Below are 16,706 nucleotides of genomic sequence, written 5' to 3' on the forward strand. Positions count from 1 at the left end.
GGCTCCAGGCACCCCGGACGTTCCCCCGCAGGCGGCTCTAGAGGGCACACCCCTGGCTGTCGACCTCCTGGTTGGCGGTGCGGCCGCGCTCGATGTCCGTACGCACCTCGTCCGCCGTCAGCGCGTACCCGGTGTCGGGGTCGTCGAGGGACTTGGCGAACACCACGCCGTAGACCTCGCCCCGCGGGGTGAGCAGCGGGCCGCCGGAGTTGCCCTGCCGGACCGTGGCGTACAGCGAGTACACATCGCGGCGGACCGTGCCCCGGTGGTAGATGTCCGGGCCCTTCGCCGTGATGCGGCCGCGTACGCGCGCGGAACGCACGTCGTAGGGGCCGTCCTCGGGGAAGCCCGCCACGATCGCGCTGTTGCCGCTCTCCGCGTCCGCGGACGTGAACCGCAAGGCCGGGGCGCGCAGTGTGGGTACGTCGAGGACGGCGATGTCGCGCTTCCAGTCGTAGAGCACGACCTTGGCGTCGTACTTCTCGGCCTCGCCGCCTATCTGCACCTTGGGTTCGTCGACGCCTCCGACCACGTGCGCGTTCGTCATCACACGGCGCGGGGCGAACACGAAGCCGGTGCCTTCGAGGGCCTTGCCGCAGCTGTGCGCGTCGCCGCTGACCTTCACGATGGAGCGCTTGGCGGTGGCGGCGACCTCGCTGCCCACGAGCTTGGGGTCCGGCGGCTCGACGTCCTTGATGGGCTCGTTCGAGAACGGGCTGAAGACCTGCGGGAAGCCGTTGCGCGCGAGGACCGAGGAGAAGTCCGTGAACCAGGTGTCGGCCTGGCCGGGCAGGGCGCGGTCGACGCCGAGCAGCACCTTGGAGTTGCGGACCTCCTTGCCGAGCGTGGGCAGCGTCGTACCCGCGAGGAGAGAGCCGATCAGCCAGGCGACGAGCAGCATGGCGACGACGTTGACCATCGCGCCGCCCGTGGCGTCCAGGGCCCTGGCGGGCTGCCAGGTGATGTACCGGCGCAGTTTGTTGCCGAGGTGGGTGGTGAAGGCCTGGCCGACGGAGGCGCAGACGATGACGACGATCACGGCGGCCACGGCCGCGCCGGTGCTGACCTCGGCGCCCTCGTCGGTGAAGGCGTCCCAGACCACCGGCAGGAGATACACCGCGACGAGGCCGCCGCCGAGGAAGCCGGTCACCGAGAGGATGCCGACGACGAAACCCTGGCGGTAGCCGACGATCGCGAACCATACGGCGGCGAGCAGCAGCAGGATGTCCAGCAGGTTCACGGAATTCAGTCCTCGCCTCGCATCATTGCCCGACTCGCCTCGCCTCGCGTCTGCCGTGGGGAGCGGGACGGCACGACCGTCCCGCGGGACGGGGGAGCCGTCCCGGGCCCCGGTCCCCGCAACCTTGTCATGAGCCCCAGTCGAGCGGGACCTGGCGGTCCCGGTCCCAGGGGCGCTCCCAGCCCGCGTAGTGCAGCAGCCTGTCGATGATTCCGGCCGTGAAACCCCAGACCAGGGCGGATTCGACGAGGAACGCCGCGCCTCTGTGACCGCTCGGATGCACCGTCGTCGCGCGGTTGGCGGGGTCCGTGAGATCGGCCACGGGCACCGTGAAGACACGGGCCGTCTCGGCGGGGTCGACGACGCCGACGGGGCTCGGCGCCCGCCACCAGCCGATGACCGGCGTCACCACGAAGTCACTCACCGGGATGAACAGGCTCGGCAGCATCCCGAAGAGCTGGACGCCGCTCGGGTCGAGGCCGGTCTCCTCCTCGGCCTCGCGCAGCGCGGCCCGCAGCGGGCCCTCCCCGCGCGGGTCGCCGTCCTCGGGGTCCAGGGCGCCGCCGGGGAACGAGGGCTGGCCCGCGTGCGAGCGGAGCGAGCTCGCCCGCTCCATGAGGAGCAGCTCGGGTCCCTTGACGCCCTCTCCGAAGAGGACGAGGACCGCGGACTGGCGACCGCCGCCGTTCTTCGGCGGCAGGAAACGGCTGAGCTGGTGCGGCCGCACGGTCTCGACCGCGCGCACCACGGGGGTCAGCCAGTCGGGCAGCCCCTCGGCGGTGAGGAGGCCCTGGGCGGTCAGCGCGTGGTGGTCGTCCCGGCGGGTGTGGTCACGGGCACGCTCGCCGTCCGGCTCGGAGCTGCCGGGGCCGCCGGGACTGCCGGGGCCGCCGGACCCGCTGGGCCTGCCGTCCTGGCCCCGCGGTCCGCCGTGATCGCCCCGCACACTCGCGCGGCCACCGTGACCCCCCTGCGGGCCTACAGGGCCGCCGTGGCCGTCCGGCGAGCCGCCGTGGCCCTCAGGCGAACCCCCGTGGCCCTCAGGCAAGCCACCGTCACCCTCCCGCGGGTCGCCGGGGCCGCCGCTCGTGTCCGTGTCGCTGTCGCCTGTGTGCATGCCGCTCGCTCGCGTCATCGGCACCCCCGTCCCTCTCGGCACAACGCCCCGGGGATCGCGGATGGTTCCTCTGCTTCCTCGTCGCGGCGGGCGGCCGTCCGCAGGCTCACCCGGCGGCGCCCAGCGGTGGCGCCGCCTTGCCGGGGTAGTCCGGCGGGGGCTTGAGCCGCTGGCCCGGCATGCCGCCCATCTCGTACTTCAGGAGCTTCTTGGCCTTCTCGGGGTCCGTCTCGCCCTCTCCGTACGACGGGCAGAGGGGGGCGATGGGGCAGGCGCCGCAGGCGGGCTTGCGGGAGTGGCAGATGCGGCGGCCGTGGAAGATCACGCGGTGCGAGAGCATCGTCCACTCGCTCTTCGGGAAGAGCGTGCCGACCTCGGCCTCGACCTTGTCGGGGTCGGTCTGCTCGGTCCACTTCCAGCGGCGCACGAGACGGCCGAAGTGGGTGTCCACGGTGATGCCGGGGACCCCGAAGGCGTTCCCGAGGACGACGAAGGCGGTCTTGCGGCCCACGCCGGGCAGCTTGACCAGGTCCTCCAGACGGCCCGGGACCTCACCGCCGAACTCGTCGCGCAGCGCGACCGAGAGACCCATGATCGACTTCGTCTTGGCGCGGAAGAAGCCGGTCGGGCGGATCAGCTCCTCGATCTCCTCGGGGTTGGCGGCGGCTAGGTCCTCGGGGGTCGGATACGCGGCGAAGAGGGCGGGCGTGGTCTGGTTCACCCTCAGGTCCGTGGTCTGGGCCGACAGGACCGTGGCGACCAGGAGCTGGAAGGGGTTCTCGAAGTCCAGCTCGGGATGCGCGTACGAGTACACCTCGGCCAGCTCGCGGTTGATGCGCCGGGCCTGCCGCACCAGGGCCGTGCGCGACTGCGGGGGCTTGGGCGGCTTCCTCGCGGGGGCGGCGGCGGCCTTCTCGGCGGCGGCGGCACCCTTCGGGGCGCCCTTCGCGGGGCTCGCCTTGCCGCCCTTGCCCGCCGCCCCGGACGTCCTCTTCGGCACCGTCACGCCTCCGTCCCCGGAACCCTCTGACACGCCTTCTTTCGCCATGTCGCCAGCGTACGGTCCTTCACTGACATGGACGGCGGAGATGCCCGGTTGTCACCGCGTCGCAGCCCCCGCGCAAACCTGCGAGGCCCCCGCGCGAACCCGCGAGGAGTCCCGCCACCGGCACCTCGGCCGGCCGGGCGGGGGAGCGCGCGCGGGCACACGCCTCCGCTGCACGCCCCGCGCGACGCCCGCTTTGTCCGTTTCCCTGCGGTAACGTCGACGTGTTCGCCCACAGCGGAATCCATGTGCACAACCTTGGCCCTCGCCGCCGTAGCCTGTGCTCTCACGGGGCAGGGAGCAGATGTCCGACGTACGCGCGGACGTCCGTATCCGTCGCCGGTCCCCCGGATCGGCCCCCAATTGGCCCCCTTCCGCATTGCCCCCGTCACAAGTGCGGCAGACTTGAGTGACTGATCACACTGTTTGAACCGTCCGGCAAACTGGGGGCACGGTCCCCTGATGCAGGTCGACAAGGAGAGAACTCGTGGACGACGTTCTGCGGCGCGCCCCGCTCTTCGCGGCGCTCGATGACGAGCAGGCCGCGGAGCTCCGCGCCTCCATGAGTGAGGTGACCCTCGCGCGCGGAGACGCGCTTTTCCACGAGGGCGACCCCGGAGACCGCCTGTACGTGGTCACCGAGGGCAAGGTGAAGCTCCACCGGACGTCCCCGGACGGCCGCGAGAACATGCTCGCGGTGCTCGGCCCCGGCGAGCTGATCGGCGAGCTCTCGCTGTTCGACCCCGGCCCGCGTACGGCCACGGCCTCCGCCCTCACCGAGGTCAAGCTGCTCGGCCTCGGCCACGGCGACCTCCAGCCCTGGCTCAACGCCCGCCCGGAGGTGGCCGCCGCCCTGCTGCGCGCCGTCGCCCGGCGCCTGCGCAAGACCAACGACCAGATGTCGGACCTCGTGTTCTCCGACGTCCCGGGACGTGTGGCCCGCGCCCTGCTCGACCTGTCCCGCCGCTTCGGCGTGCAGTCCGAGGAGGGCATCCACGTGGTGCACGACCTCACCCAGGAGGAGCTGGCCCAGCTGGTCGGCGCCTCCCGCGAGACGGTCAACAAGGCACTGGCCGACTTCGCGGGCCGCGGGTGGCTGCGCCTTGAGGCGCGCGCGGTGATCCTGCTCGACGTGGAGCGCCTCGCCAAGCGCTCGCGCTGACCCAGTAGGCGGCCCCCGCGGACCCCTGTGGCGCGGAACCCCCTTCACGGTGGGCTCCGCGCCACGAGCCGTTCACGGCATCAGGGTGTGCCCGGGCGCTGGATCAGGCCGTGCTCGACCAGGTAGTCCAGCTGTGCCCGCACCGACAGTTCCGCGGCGGGCCACAGGGTCCGGTCCACGTCCGCGTACACGTGCGCGACGACCTCGCCCGACGTCACGTACCCGTTCTCGACGGCCGTCTCCACCTGCGCGAGGCGGTGCGCGCGGTGCGCCAGATAGAACTCCACGGCGCCCTGGGCGTCCTCCAGGACCGGGCCGTGGCCCGGCAGCACCGTGTGCACGCCGTCGTCGACCGTCAGGGAGCGCAGGCGCCGCAGCGAGTCCAGGTAGTCGCCGAGACGTCCGTCGGGGTGGGCCACCATCGTCGTGCCGCGGCCGAGGATCGTGTCGCCCGTCAGCACGGCGCCGTCGGCGGGCAGATGGAAGCAGAGGGAGTCCGACGTGTGTCCGGGCGTGGGTACGACGCGCAGCTCCAGGCCGCCCGTGGTGATCACGTCGCCCGCCCCCAGGCCCTCGTCGCCGAGGCGCAGCGCCGGGTCGAGGGCACGGACCTCGCTGCCCGTCAGCTCCGCGAACCGGACCGCGCCCTCGGCGTGGTCGGGGTGGCCGTGGGTGAGCAGGGTGAGGCCGATCCGCCGCCCCGCCTCCGCCGCCGTGGCGACGACCCGCGCGAGGTGGCCCTCGTCGAGCGGGCCGGGGTCGATGACGACCGCGAGGTCGGAGTCCGGTTCCGCGACGATCCAGGTGTTGGTGCCGTCGAGGGTCATCGCGGAGGGGTTGGGGGCGAGGACGTTGACGGCACGTTCGGTGGCGGGGCCACCGAGGACGCCGCCGCGCGGCTGGCCGGGGAGGGCGGCTGCTTCGGTCATACGGGGGTGACTCCCGTCGGGTGCGGGTGCGGGGGCTGCCGGCGAGGCGGGCGGTGGGGCGCTCGGGCCCGGCAGTGGGGCGCTCGGCCCCGCCGGGTGGGCGTGCGGGACCGGTGGCAGCACGTGCGGGACCGGCGGTGGGACGTGCGGGACCGGCGGCGGGGGCTCATGCGGTGTCGCCCGTCGGGACGTGTTTCGTGAACTCCTCGTGGCCGGGCCAGGACAGGACCAGTTCGCCGTCCGCGATCCGGGCCCGCGCGAGGACCGGGGCCAGGTCGCGGTCCGGGGCGGCGGCGAGGGCGGCCGCGGCCGTGGCGCAGCCGGAGAGCTGGCGGAGCGTGGCGATGGTCGGCGGCATCATCAGGAGTTCGCCGCGGTCGTAGCGCTCGGCGGCCCGCCGGGGGCTGATCCAGACGGTGCTCTCGGCCTCCGTGGAGGCGTTGCGGGTGCGCTGACCCTCCGGGAGGGCCGCGACGAAGAAGAAGGTGTCGTAGCGGCGCGGCTCGAACTCCGGGGTGATCCAGCGGGCCCACGCGCCCAGGAGGTCGCTGCGCAGGACCAGGCCACGGCGGTCGAGGAACTCGGCGAAGGAGAGGTCGCGGGCGACCAGGGCCACGCGGTCCTTCTCCCAGTCGTCACCGGTGGTGTCGGCGACGACGGTGTCCGGGGTCGGTCCCGCGAGCAGCACGCCCGCCTCTTCGAACGTCTCCCGCACGGCCGCGCACACCACGGCCTGGGCGGCGGCCCCGTCCAGGCCGAGGCGGGTCGCCCAGGCGGCACGCGGCGGGCCCGCCCAGCGGACGTGGTGGTCGTCGTCCCGGGGGTCCACACCGCCGCCGGGGTAGGCGTACGCGCCGCCGGCGAAGGGCATCGACGTACGCCGGCGCAGCATGTGGACCTGCGGGCCGGGGGTTCCCGAGGTTTCGGGGGCTCCGGTGGTTTCGGGGGCTCCGGTGATACTGGGGGGTCCCGTGGTCCCGGGGGCTGCGTCGGTCCCGCCGGGGCCCGTCGTCCCGGGGGCTCCGGTGTCCCGGAGGAGCATGACCGTGGCCGCCCGGCGCGGCGTGGCGGGCGTCAGCTCGCCCGCCGCGAGGGCGCGGACGCGGTCGGGCCACTCCGGGGGGTACCACTGCCCATTCGCCATGGGCGGAGGCTATCCGGTGAGGTGCGGATGTTCGAGGGGCCGCTGTTGTGGTGTACGTCGTCCCGGGTGCCCGGCACCAGGGCCGTGGCCGCGGCGGGAACGGCGGAGGTAGCGGCCCGGGGGCGGACGGGGACCGGCTACTCGGGAAGCAGCTCCACCTGGATCTCGACCTCCACGGGGGCGTCCAGGGGAAGGACCGCCACGCCGACCGCGCTGCGGGCGTGCACGCCCTTGTCGCCGAGGACCTCGCCGAGGAGTTCGCTGGCGCCGTTGATGACGGTGGGCTGGGCCGTGAAGTCGGAGGCCGAGGCGACGAAGCCGACGACCTTCACCACGCGCGCGATGCGGTCGAGCTCCCCGGCGACGGACTTGACCGCGGCGAGCGCGTTCAGGGCGCACGTGCGGGCCAGGTCCTTGGCCTCCTCGGGGGTGACCTCCGCGCCGACCTTGCCGGTGACCGGCAGCTTGCCGTCCACCATGGGCAGCTGCCCGGCCGTGTACACGTACACGCCCGACTGGACGGCGGGCCGGTAGGCCGCGAGCGGCGGCACGACCGCGGGCAGGGTCAGGCCGAGCTCGGCGATGCGGGCCTCGACCACGCCGCTCACGCCTGCTTCTCCCGCTTCAGGTAGGCCACGAGCTGCTCGGGGTTGTTCGGTCCGGGGACGACCTGGACGAGCTCCCAGCCGTCCTCGCCCCAGGTGTCCAGGATCTGCTTCGTGGCATGGACGAGCAGCGGCACGGTTGCGTATTCCCACTTGGTCATACGGCGAGGGTAATGCCTGCCGGGCAGGGCCTCGCGCGGGGCTCGGAACCGGTCCCGCGGGGCATCCACATGCGTAGCCCGCCGGGCGACTGGTTAGGCTCGAATACGTGAGCAGGCTCCAGGTCGTCAGTGGCAAGGGCGGTACCGGCAAGACCACGGTCGCCGCAGCCCTCGCGCTCGCCCTCGCGACCGAGGGAAAGCGCACCCTCCTCGTCGAGGTCGAGGGCAGGCAGGGCATCGCGCAGCTCTTCGAGACAGAGGCGCTGCCCTACGAGGAGCGGAAGATCGCCGTCGCTCCGGGGGGCGGGGAGGTGTACGCCCTGGCCATCGACCCCGAACTGGCCCTGCTCGACTACCTCCAGATGTTCTACAAACTGGGCGGCGCGGGCCGCGCCCTGAAGAAGCTCGGTGCCGTCGACTTCGCGACCACGATCGCGCCCGGCCTGCGCGACGTCCTGCTGACCGGCAAGGCCTGCGAGGCGGTGCGCCGCAAGGACAGGCAGGGGCGTTACGCGTACGACCGCGTGGTCATGGACGCCCCGCCGACCGGCCGCATCACCCGCTTCCTCAACGTGAACGACGAGGTCGCGGGGCTCGCCAAGATCGGGCCGATACACAATCAGGCGCAGGCCGTCATGCGGGTGCTGAAGTCTCCGGAGACGAGCGTGCACCTCGTGACCCTCCTGGAGGAGATGCCGGTCCAGGAGACGGTGGACGGCATCGCCGAGCTGCGGGCCGCGCAGCTGCCGGTGGGCCGCGTCATCGTGAACATGGTGCGGCCCGCGCTGCTCGCCGAGGCCGAGCTGGACCTCGGCCTCGGCGGGACACCGCGCACGGCCATCGCGAAGACCCTGGCGGCCGCGGGCCTCGGCGGGGCGCGTGGCGCCGCGGGGCGCCTCGTGGACCCCCTCCTCGCGCAGGCCGCGGAGTACGCCGAGCGGCACGCCCTGGAGGCCGCCCAGCGGGCCGTCCTGGCCGGGCACGGCCTGCCCCCGCACGAACTGCCGCTCCTCGCCGAGGGGATGGACCTGGCGGGTCTGTACGAGCTGGCGGCGGAACTGCGGACGCAGGGGGTCGCATGACGTCCGGGCCCGGCGAGCGCACATCCGGGGGAACGGCGTACACACCAGGAACCGTGGAAGCTGGGAACGCATGAGCCTCGATCCGGCACGTGACCCGCTCGACGTCGACGCGCTGCTCGACGATCCGAAGACCCGCATCGTGGTGTGCTGCGGTTCGGGGGGCGTCGGCAAGACGACCACGGCGGCCGCGCTCGGGCTGCGCGCCGCCGAGCGGGGCCGCACGGTGGTGGTCCTGACGATCGACCCGGCGCGCAGGCTGGCGCAGTCCATGGGCATCGACTCGCTGGACAACGTGCCGCGGCGGGTGAAGGACGTCCACGGCGGCGGCGAACTGCACGCCATGATGCTCGACATGAAGCGCACCTTCGACGAGATCGTCGAGGCGCACGCGGACAAGGAGCGGGCCGGGGCCATCCTGTCCAACCCCTTCTACCAGTCGCTCTCCGCGGGCTTCGCGGGCACGCAGGAGTACATGGCGATGGAGAAGCTGGGGCAGCTGCGCTCCCGCGACGAGTGGGACCTGATCGTGGTCGACACACCGCCGTCACGCAGCGCCCTCGACTTCCTGGACGCCCCGAAGCGGCTCGGCTCCTTCCTCGACGGCAAGCTGATCCGGCTCCTGATGGCCCCGGCGAAGATGGGCGGCCGGGCCGGGATGAAGTTCCTGAACGCCGGGATGTCGATGATGACGGGGGCCCTCGGCAAGCTGCTCGGGGGCCAGCTGCTGCGGGACGTGCAGACGTTCGTGGCCGCGATGGACACCATGTTCGGCGGCTTCCGCAAGCGCGCGGACGCGACGTACCGGCTGTTGCAGGCGCCGGGTACGGCGTTCCTCGTGGTGGCGTCGCCGGAGCGGGACGCGCTGCGGGAAGCGGCGTACTTCGTGGAGCGCCTCGCGGCGGACGACATGCCGCTGGCCGGCCTGGTCCTCAACCGGGTGCACGGCAGCGGGGCGGCGGAGCTCTCGGCCGAGCGTGCTCTTGCCGCGGCGGAAAATCTTGAGGCGTCCGGCATTGTGGATCAGGAGGGCGGGAATGTTGGTCTGCGTGACTCCTCGGAGTCCGAGGCTTCCGGCTCCCCTGAGGCTTCCGACTCCCCTGACGCTTCCGACTCCCCTGCGGCCGCGGGCAGTTCACCTTCGACCGAGCAGACCGGCACCGGCTCCGACTCCGACCCGAGTACGTCCTCCGGCTCCGGCTCCGCGTCCGTGGAGCAGTTGACGGCGGGGTTGCTGCGGCTGCACGCGGAGCGCATGCGGCTGCTCGCCCGTGAGCGGCACACGCGGGACCGCTTCACGGCGCTGCACCCCGAGGTGGCGGTGGCGGAGGTGGCCGCGCTGCCTGGCGATGTGCACGACCTCGACGGGCTGCGCGCCATCGGCGACCAGCTCGCGTCCACGTGACCTCAGCCGTACTCGTAAGCCGTACTCGTACTCGTAAGCCGTACTCGTACTCGTACGCAGTCTCGTACCGGTTACTCGCCCCGGTACTCGGCGGCGTGATGTGAGGTGGGCTCAGCCAGGCTGCTCAGCCCAGGACTGCCTCGGCCCAAGACTGCCTCAGCCCATGGCTTCTGGGCCCAAGGCTTCTCAGCCCACTGCTGCGTAGCTCTCGTAGGTCTCCTCGTCGTCCAGGTCGACGGGCAGCAGGCCCGTCCCACGCTCGTACTCGGAACGTGCTGTCTCGAGCAGCCTGCGCCACGAGGTGACGGTGGGGCGCCTGCGCAGCAGCGCACGCCGCTCCCGCTCTGTCATGCCACCCCACACGCCGAACTCGACGCGATTGTCCAGCGCGTCGGCCAGGCACTCCGTGCGCACCGGGCAACCGGTGCACACTGCCTTGGCCCTGTTCTGCGCTGCTCCTTGTACGAACAGTTCGTCCGGATCGGTAGTGCGGCAGGCGGCCTGCGCACTCCAGTCGGTTACCCAGCCCATACCGGCGCCGTCCTCTCCCGAATCGAGGCTCCCCCACGGCGGCAGCGGCATATTCACCGCTGCCAGTTGAGGACGTTACGGAAGGTGGGCACAGCGCAACACCCCCTTCGGGCCCAATCTTGAATGGCCCGAACGGACTATGCGTAAGCGGCAGATCACCCGACGGAGTGAGCGGGCGACATACGTCACCGACCCGGCAAATGCGGGCGTTTCAGTTGGGTCACAGCGGACGCGAGGAGGCGTACGAGGCGGATCCGGACAAGAATTCCGGGGATCCGCTGGAAACCGGCCGAATTGGGGGGTGGCTCGGGGCTTGTTGCGGGGCCGCACTGCTGTGACAGTTGGGTGCAGCTTAGGCCAAGGCATACACGCGTGTCCGGCGAATCAGAACGTAGGCTGCCCCCATGGCAAACAAGCGATCGGGCGGCGGCCTCTCACCCGCTCAGCAGGCCGCCAAGTTCCTGGGCGTGAGCGTGCTCGCGGGTGCGGTACTGGCCGGCATCGCGCTGCCCGCTGCGGGCGTCATCGGACTCGCGGCCAAGGGCTCGGTCGACAGCTTCGACGAGATTCCGGCCAATCTGAAGCAGCCGCCCCTCAGCCAGCGCACCACGATCATGGACTCGGCGGGCGGCGCACTGGCCACGGTGTACTCACGCGACCGCACGGTGGTCCCGCTGAACCGCATCTCTCCGTACATGCAGAAGGCGATCGTCGCGATCGAGGACTCGCGCTTCTACGAGCACGGCGCGGTGGACCTCAAGGGCATCCTGCGCGCCGTGAACCAGAACGCGCAGAGCGGCGGCGTCTCGCAGGGCGCCTCGACGCTCACGCAGCAGTACGTGAAGAACGTCTTCGTGGAGGAGGCGGGAGACGACCCGGACAAGGTCGCGCAGGCCACGCAGCAGACGCTCGGCCGCAAGATCCGTGAGCTGAAGTACGCGATCCAGGTCGAGGAGGAGCTCGGCAAGAAGCGCATCCTGAAGAACTACCTGAACATCACGTACTTCGGTCAGCAGGCGTACGGCGTCGAGGCGGCGTCCCAGCGGTACTTCTCCAAGCACGCCGACGACCTGGAGCTCCAGGAGGCCGCCCTCCTCGCCGGCATCGTGCAGTCCCCGAGCCGGTACGACCCGGTCAACGACGAGTCGGAGGCCAGGCAGCGCCGCAACGTCGTACTCCAGCGCATGGCCGAGACGCACGACATCTCGCAGCGCGAGGCCGACGAGGCCAAGAGGACCGGGCTCGGCCTGAAGGTGAGCCGCCCCAAGAACGGCTGCATCACGGCCGTGAAGGGCGCCGGGTTCTTCTGCAAGTACGTCGAGAAGGTCTTCCTCAACGACCCGGTCTTCGGCAAGACCAAGGAGGACCGCGCCAAGCTGTGGAACCGCGGCGGCCTGAAGATCAGGACGACGCTCGACCCGCAGACCCAGTCCTCCGTGCAGGCCTCGATCAAGGACCACGTCTACCAGACCGACGACGTGGCCACCGCAGCCACCATCGTCGAGCCCGGCAGCGGCAAGATCCTCGGCATGGGCCAGTCCCGCCCGTTCGGCTACAACAAGAACGAGACGGAGATCAACCTCTCGGTCGACGACTCGATGGGCGGCGGTGCGGGCTACCAGCCCGGATCGACGTTCAAGCCGATCGTGGCCGCGGCGGCCCTGGAGCGCGGGATGTCGCCGGGCAAGCGGTACGACTCCCCGTACGAGATGCCCTACCCCGCGCGGGTCGCCGCCTGTGACGGCAAGACCTGGCGGAACTTCGGCAAGCAGAAGCTGACGAACGAGAACGAGACCGAGGTCGGCCCGTACCGCATGGGGGAGGCAACCGCGAAGTCGGTCAACACCTACTTCGTGGAGATGATCGGCGACATCGGCATCTGCCCGGTGACGAAGATGGCCGCCAAGATGGGCGTCCAGCGCGCCAACGGCAAGCCGATGGACCAGGCGCCGTCGATCGCCCTCGGCACCCAGGAGGTGTCGCCGCTGACGATGGCGAGCGCGTACGCCACGTTCGCCGCACGCGGCAAGTACTGCACGCCGATCGCCATCGAGTCGATCCGCACGCTCGGCGGCAAGGCACTCCCGGTGCCGAAGACCACCTGCACACGGGCCATGTCGGAGCGGACCGCCGACACCGTCAACACCCTCCTCAAGGGCGTGGTCGAGGACGGCACCGGCAGGCAGGCGGGCCTCGGCTCCCGCGACAGCGCGGGCAAGACGGGTACGACCGACTACCGCTACGCCGCCTGGTTCGCGGGCTACACCCCGAACATGTCCGGCGCGGTCTGGGTCGGCGACCCGGCCCACGAGCGCCGCATGGTCGGCATCAACATCGGCGGCCGCCCCTACGCGAAGGTCTTCGGCGGCGAGGTCCCGGGCCCGATCTGGCGCGACGCCATGAGCGGCGCGCTGGAGGGCAAGCCCGATCCCGAGTTCGACACCGTTCACATCCCTGGCGGCAAGGATGGGGACGGGGACCGGGATCGGGATCGGGATCAGGGTCGGGACCACGGTGATGGTGATGGTGGCGGTGGCGGGAGTGATGGTGACGGGGGGAGCGATGGGGGCGGTGACGGTAAGCCCGGGGACGGGGACGGGGACAGTGATGGGGATGGTGATGGTGACGGTGACGGGGGTTTCGGTGGGCGGCGGGACTGAGGGTCGCGGCTGAGGCCGACGACCGGTAGCGCGATCCGCCTGGATACGCGAATGGGGCGCCCCCTCTGTTGGGCCTGAGGTACTTGGCCTCAGGCCTTGGGGGCGCCCCACCCACGTACACGGATACGCACGTGGATGCCCTACGAGGCGCGCACGCGGATGCCCTACGAGAAAAGAGCACGGCCGCGTGCTGCTCGGCAAAGGAGCACAGCCGCTTGCTGCTCAGCAAAAAAGCACAGTTGCTTGCTGCTCAGCAGAAGAGCACGGCCGCTCGCTGCTGAGCCCAAGACAACAGCCGGTCGCTGCTCAGCCCTGGGCGAGCAGCTTCTTCACCGTGGCGGCCACTCGGCCGCCCTCCGCCCGGCCGGCCACCTTCGGGTTCACGATCTTCATGACCTGGCCCATGGCGCGGGGACCCTCGGCGCCGGCGCCCTTCGCCTCGGCGACGGCGGCGGCGACGATCTGCTCCAGCTCGTCGTCCCCGAGCTGCTGCGGCAGGTACGCGGCGAGCACCTCGCCCTCCGCCTTCTCGCGCGCGGCCTGCTCGGCGCGGCCGCCCTGAGCGAAGGCCTCGGCCGCCTCGCGGCGCTTCTTCGCCTCGCGGGTGATCACCTTCTGCACCTCGTCGTCGGAGAGCTCGCGGGCGGAGGTGCCCGCGACCTCCTCCTTGGAGATGGCGGTGAGCGTCAGCCGGAGCGTCGAGGAGCGCAGCTCATCGCGCTCCCTGATCGCCGCGGTGAGGTCTTCCTTGAGCTTCGACTTGAGCGTGGTCATGCCGCAATTGTGGCAGGTGGGCGGGGCGGGGTGCCCGCTGTTTTCGCGGGGCGCGGGCACCCGGGGCCCGGGCGGAGGCCGATGGCACCCCGGCGCTCCCGGTGTGGGTCATCTGACACGATGGTCGTATGCGCGCGCGATACGCAGTACCTCTGGGAATCACGGCGACGGCCGCGGCCGGTATCGCCTACTCGGTGGGCATCGAGTCCCGCCTCTTCCGGCTCAGGCGGGTGACGGTCCCGGTTCTGCCACGGGGGATGCGCCCACTGCGCGTGCTCCAGGTCTCCGACATCCACATGGTGTCCGGCCAGCGCAAGAAGCAGCGCTGGCTGCGTTCGCTGGCGGGCCTGCGCCCCGACTTCGTGATCAACACGGGTGACAACCTCTCGGACCCCGAGGGCGTCCCGGAGGTCCTGGACGCGCTGGGTCCGCTGATGCAGTTCCCCGGGGCGTACGTCTTCGGCTCGAACGACTACTACGGCCCGACGCTGCGCAACCCCGTGCGCTACTTGTTCGAGAAGGCGCAGGGCCGTCACGGCCTGAACGGCAACAAGCCCGTAGTGGGCGCCGTCCACAACCCGTGGGAGGACCTGCGGGAGGGCTTCGACTCGGCGGGCTGGGCCAACCTCACGAACACCCGGGGTGCCCTGAAGATCGACGGCTACGAGATCGCGCTGACCGGCTTGGACGACCCGCACATCAAGCGGGACCGGTACGCGGAGGTGGCGGGCGGTCCGGTCGCCGCGGCGGACTTCTCCGTCGGCGTCGTGCACGCGCCGTACCTGCGCAGCCTGGACGCCTTCACGGCGGACGGCTACCCGCTGATCCTGGCGGGCCACACCCACGGCGGGCAGCTGTGCATCCCCTTCTACGGCGCGCTGGTCACCAACTGCGACCTGGACACCGACCGCGTGAAGGGCCTGTCGACGCACGAGTCCGGCGGGAACACCTCCTACCTCCACGTCTCCGCGGGCTGCGGCACGAGCCGCTACACCCCGATCCGCTTCGCCTGCCCCCCGGAGGCCACCCTCCTCACCCTCACGGAACACCCGGCCCACACCTGAGCCCCGCACACCCGAGCCCCTGCCCGCCCGAACCCCCGAACCTTCGCCCGCCCGAACCCCCGCGAAACCGGATTTCGTCTCAGCGCGCCGGTCCGCTAAAGTAATCGATGTCGCCGCGACCTGCGCAGCAGGGCCGTCGGAACAACGACATCGGGGTGTGGCGCAGCTTGGCAGCGCGCTTCGTTCGGGACGAAGAGGTCGTGGGTTCAAATCCCGCCACCCCGACAGCTGAGATAACAGGTGAGGCACCTACCGTTTTTGGTAAGTGCCTCACCTGTTTCGTGTGCGTGTGCCCGCATGGTTACCGCTCCGGAGCGAGCCGGACCCCCGAGCGGTCCAAGTCCCCAAGCGGTCCGGCCCCCCGAGCAAGCCAAACTCCAGTCCCCCCGTCACGCATCCCCGCCCAATCAGACATTGGCCCCCGAACTGGAGTGGCGCCCCGCAGGGTGGGGGCCGTACCAGTCCAGGCACATGAGGGTGGCGTCGTCTGCCATGCGGCCGTCGCAGGCTTCGGCGATGGCGGCGGTCAGGGTGCGGACGACTTCGCGGGGGTGTTCCTTGGCGGTGTCGCGGATCAGGGCGTGCAGGTCGACGTGCTGGGCCTGGCGTTCCCGTATGCCGTCGGTGTAGAGGAAGATGCGGTCGCCGGGGCGCAGGTCGAGGTCTTCGACGCGGTGCGGGGTGGGCGCGGGGACGCCGAAGGGCAGGTTCGGCCTCACAGGTACCTCTTCGACGGCGCCCGCGCGCAGCCGCATGGGTCTCGGATGGCCGGCGTTGACCAGCTGCGCGCTACTGCCGTCGAGCGCGATGCGCAGCAGCTGGCCGGTGGCGTGCGTGTTGCGGCCGTGCTTCAGGAGGGCCTGGTGGGTCAGGTGTGCCTGTGCGGCCAGGTCGCGCCCCGTACGCCGGGCCCCCCGGGAAGCGTTGACCAGGAGCGTGGCCATCAGCGCCGCATCCACGTCATGGCCCATCGCGTCGGTGATCGACAGGTGCAGGGTGTCGTGGTCGAGCGCGTAGTCGTACGTGTCCCCCGCGATGTCGTTGGCGGGCAGCAGCGCCGCGGCGAGAGTGAACTCCGCCGCCTCGCAGGAGGGCGCCGACGGCAGCAGCTGCCGCTGGATCTCCGCCGCCAGGCTCACCGGGATGGTGCGCTGGCCCCAGAAGTAGAGGTCGGTGAAGCGGCGGTCGGTCACCACGATGTACGCCAGGGCGTGCCCGGTCTCCGCCACCTGCTCCAGGATGTCCCGTGTGACCTCGGGGAGGAACAGTTCCAGGACGCCGATGGTGTCGCCCCGGTTCGTGACCGGAGCGATCACATGGTGGCCCCGCGGACCCGCCGGGCGGTGGAGCAGCTCCTGCGCGCGCAGGACCTCGTCGTAGTCACTGCCCGCCAGCGGGATCTGCTCGACTTGGCCGTCGCGCATCGCCTCGCCCTCCTCGCTGACCCGCACCATCTGCCGGCCGACGATGTCCACGAACAGGAACGAGACGTACCGCGCACCGAAGCGGTCGCGCAGGTTGCGCGCCACCACGTCGAGAGACGCCCCCGGCGCGGCGTCCTCCGCCGCAGCGAGTACCGCGGCCAGCTTGATCCGGTCCTGTGCCATGTGCGGCCTCCCTCAGTGTCTCGTGACCTCTTTCCCGCAGTTCTCGGTCTCATCACGGTGTGCTGTCGGAGCGGGCACGGACGGACGGACGGGACGCCTCATGGGTGCGTGTTCCGTTCGAACGTGCCCGAACGCGTGTTCTGGGCGAACGTCTGTTCCCTGCGGATGCGTCTTGTCTCTGCG

Annotated in this window: 15 protein-coding genes and 1 tRNA gene; 6 read left to right on the top strand and 10 right to left on the bottom strand. The window is 71.4% G+C overall.

Going from position 1 to position 16,706, the window contains the following annotated elements; translation table 11 throughout:
- Positions 1–37: 37 nt before the first annotated feature.
- The 3 genes from ACH4DX_RS26730 to nth all read right to left on the bottom strand — a co-directional run bounded on the left by ACH4DX_RS26730 (position 38) and on the right by nth (position 3,405).
- A complete protein-coding gene (locus tag ACH4DX_RS26730; RefSeq protein ID WP_398119933.1) occupies positions 38–1,240 on the bottom strand; it encodes a MarP family serine protease in 1,203 nt (400 codons plus the stop codon).
- Positions 1,241–1,367: 127 nt separating this feature from the next.
- Positions 1,368–2,042, bottom strand: a complete 675-nt coding sequence (locus ACH4DX_RS26735; RefSeq protein WP_398120061.1) for an NUDIX hydrolase — start codon at positions 2,040–2,042, stop codon at positions 1,368–1,370.
- Between the two features lie 421 nt (positions 2,043–2,463).
- Complete coding sequence (nth, locus tag ACH4DX_RS26740) at positions 2,464–3,405, bottom strand: endonuclease III (RefSeq protein ID WP_398157055.1); 942 nt, start codon at positions 3,403–3,405, stop codon at positions 2,464–2,466.
- 484 nt (positions 3,406–3,889) lie between these two features.
- On the opposite strand from nth, the gene ACH4DX_RS26745 reads away from it, so the two are divergent.
- Positions 3,890–4,564 carry a Crp/Fnr family transcriptional regulator gene (locus tag ACH4DX_RS26745; RefSeq protein WP_016642758.1) on the top strand — a complete coding sequence of 225 codons (675 nt, stop codon included), beginning with the start codon at positions 3,890–3,892 and terminating at the stop codon, positions 4,562–4,564.
- An 80-nt stretch (positions 4,565–4,644) separates the two neighbouring features.
- Here ACH4DX_RS26745 and ACH4DX_RS26750 read toward each other — a convergent pair whose 3' ends face one another.
- The 4 genes from ACH4DX_RS26750 to ACH4DX_RS26765 all read right to left on the bottom strand — a co-directional run bounded on the left by ACH4DX_RS26750 (position 4,645) and on the right by ACH4DX_RS26765 (position 7,403).
- On the bottom strand, positions 4,645–5,493 hold the full coding sequence (locus ACH4DX_RS26750; protein ID WP_398119930.1) for an MBL fold metallo-hydrolase: 849 nt from the start codon (positions 5,491–5,493) through the stop codon (positions 4,645–4,647).
- A gap of 166 nt (positions 5,494–5,659) precedes the next feature.
- Positions 5,660–6,637: an NUDIX hydrolase gene (locus ACH4DX_RS26755; protein ID WP_398157056.1), complete on the bottom strand. Its 978-nt coding sequence runs from the start codon at positions 6,635–6,637 to the stop codon at positions 5,660–5,662.
- Positions 6,638–6,774: 137 nt separating this feature from the next.
- Positions 6,775–7,245: a RidA family protein gene (locus ACH4DX_RS26760; RefSeq protein ID WP_398157057.1), complete on the bottom strand. Its 471-nt coding sequence runs from the start codon at positions 7,243–7,245 to the stop codon at positions 6,775–6,777.
- Positions 7,242–7,403, bottom strand: a complete 162-nt coding sequence (locus ACH4DX_RS26765) for a DUF4177 domain-containing protein (protein WP_003975360.1) — start codon at positions 7,401–7,403, stop codon at positions 7,242–7,244. Before ACH4DX_RS26765 ends, ACH4DX_RS26760 begins: the two co-directional genes overlap by 4 nt.
- A 107-nt stretch (positions 7,404–7,510) precedes the next feature.
- Here ACH4DX_RS26765 and ACH4DX_RS26770 point away from each other — a divergent pair, with 107 nt between their 5' ends.
- Entirely contained in the window at positions 7,511–8,485 is a 975-nt protein-coding gene (locus tag ACH4DX_RS26770; RefSeq protein WP_398157058.1) for an ArsA-related P-loop ATPase, read from the top strand.
- Between the two features lie 70 nt (positions 8,486–8,555).
- Positions 8,556–9,887, top strand: a complete 1,332-nt coding sequence (locus ACH4DX_RS26775) for an ArsA family ATPase (protein ID WP_398119926.1) — start codon at positions 8,556–8,558, stop codon at positions 9,885–9,887.
- 186 nt (positions 9,888–10,073) lie between these two features.
- Here the strand turns inward: ACH4DX_RS26775 and ACH4DX_RS26780 are convergent, their stop codons facing one another.
- Entirely contained in the window at positions 10,074–10,418 is a 345-nt protein-coding gene (locus ACH4DX_RS26780; RefSeq protein WP_170316297.1) for a WhiB family transcriptional regulator, read from the bottom strand.
- 404 nt (positions 10,419–10,822) lie between these two features.
- On the opposite strand from ACH4DX_RS26780, the gene ACH4DX_RS26785 reads away from it, so the two are divergent.
- Positions 10,823–13,078 (top strand): transglycosylase domain-containing protein, encoded by a 2,256-nt coding sequence (locus ACH4DX_RS26785; protein ID WP_398157059.1) that lies wholly within the window; start codon positions 10,823–10,825, stop codon positions 13,076–13,078.
- Between the two features lie 306 nt (positions 13,079–13,384).
- Here ACH4DX_RS26785 and ACH4DX_RS26790 read toward each other — a convergent pair whose 3' ends face one another.
- A complete protein-coding gene (locus ACH4DX_RS26790) occupies positions 13,385–13,852 on the bottom strand; it encodes a GatB/YqeY domain-containing protein (RefSeq protein WP_398157060.1) in 468 nt (155 codons plus the stop codon).
- A gap of 128 nt (positions 13,853–13,980) precedes the next feature.
- Here ACH4DX_RS26790 and ACH4DX_RS26795 point away from each other — a divergent pair, with 128 nt between their 5' ends.
- Both ACH4DX_RS26795 and ACH4DX_RS26800 read left to right on the top strand, forming a co-directional pair.
- Positions 13,981–14,916: a metallophosphoesterase gene (locus ACH4DX_RS26795; RefSeq protein WP_398157061.1), complete on the top strand. Its 936-nt coding sequence runs from the start codon at positions 13,981–13,983 to the stop codon at positions 14,914–14,916.
- Between the two features lie 151 nt (positions 14,917–15,067).
- Positions 15,068–15,141 (top strand) — tRNA-Pro (locus tag ACH4DX_RS26800).
- 182 nt (positions 15,142–15,323) lie between these two features.
- On the opposite strand, the gene ACH4DX_RS26805 is transcribed toward ACH4DX_RS26800, so the two are convergent.
- Positions 15,324–16,523, bottom strand: a complete 1,200-nt coding sequence (locus ACH4DX_RS26805) for a PP2C family protein-serine/threonine phosphatase (protein ID WP_398157062.1) — start codon at positions 16,521–16,523, stop codon at positions 15,324–15,326.
- Between the last annotated feature and the right edge of the window lie 183 nt (positions 16,524–16,706).

This window comes from Streptomyces sp. NPDC017940 (assembly GCF_044328435.1).
GTDB lineage: Bacteria > Actinomycetota > Actinomycetes > Streptomycetales > Streptomycetaceae > Streptomyces.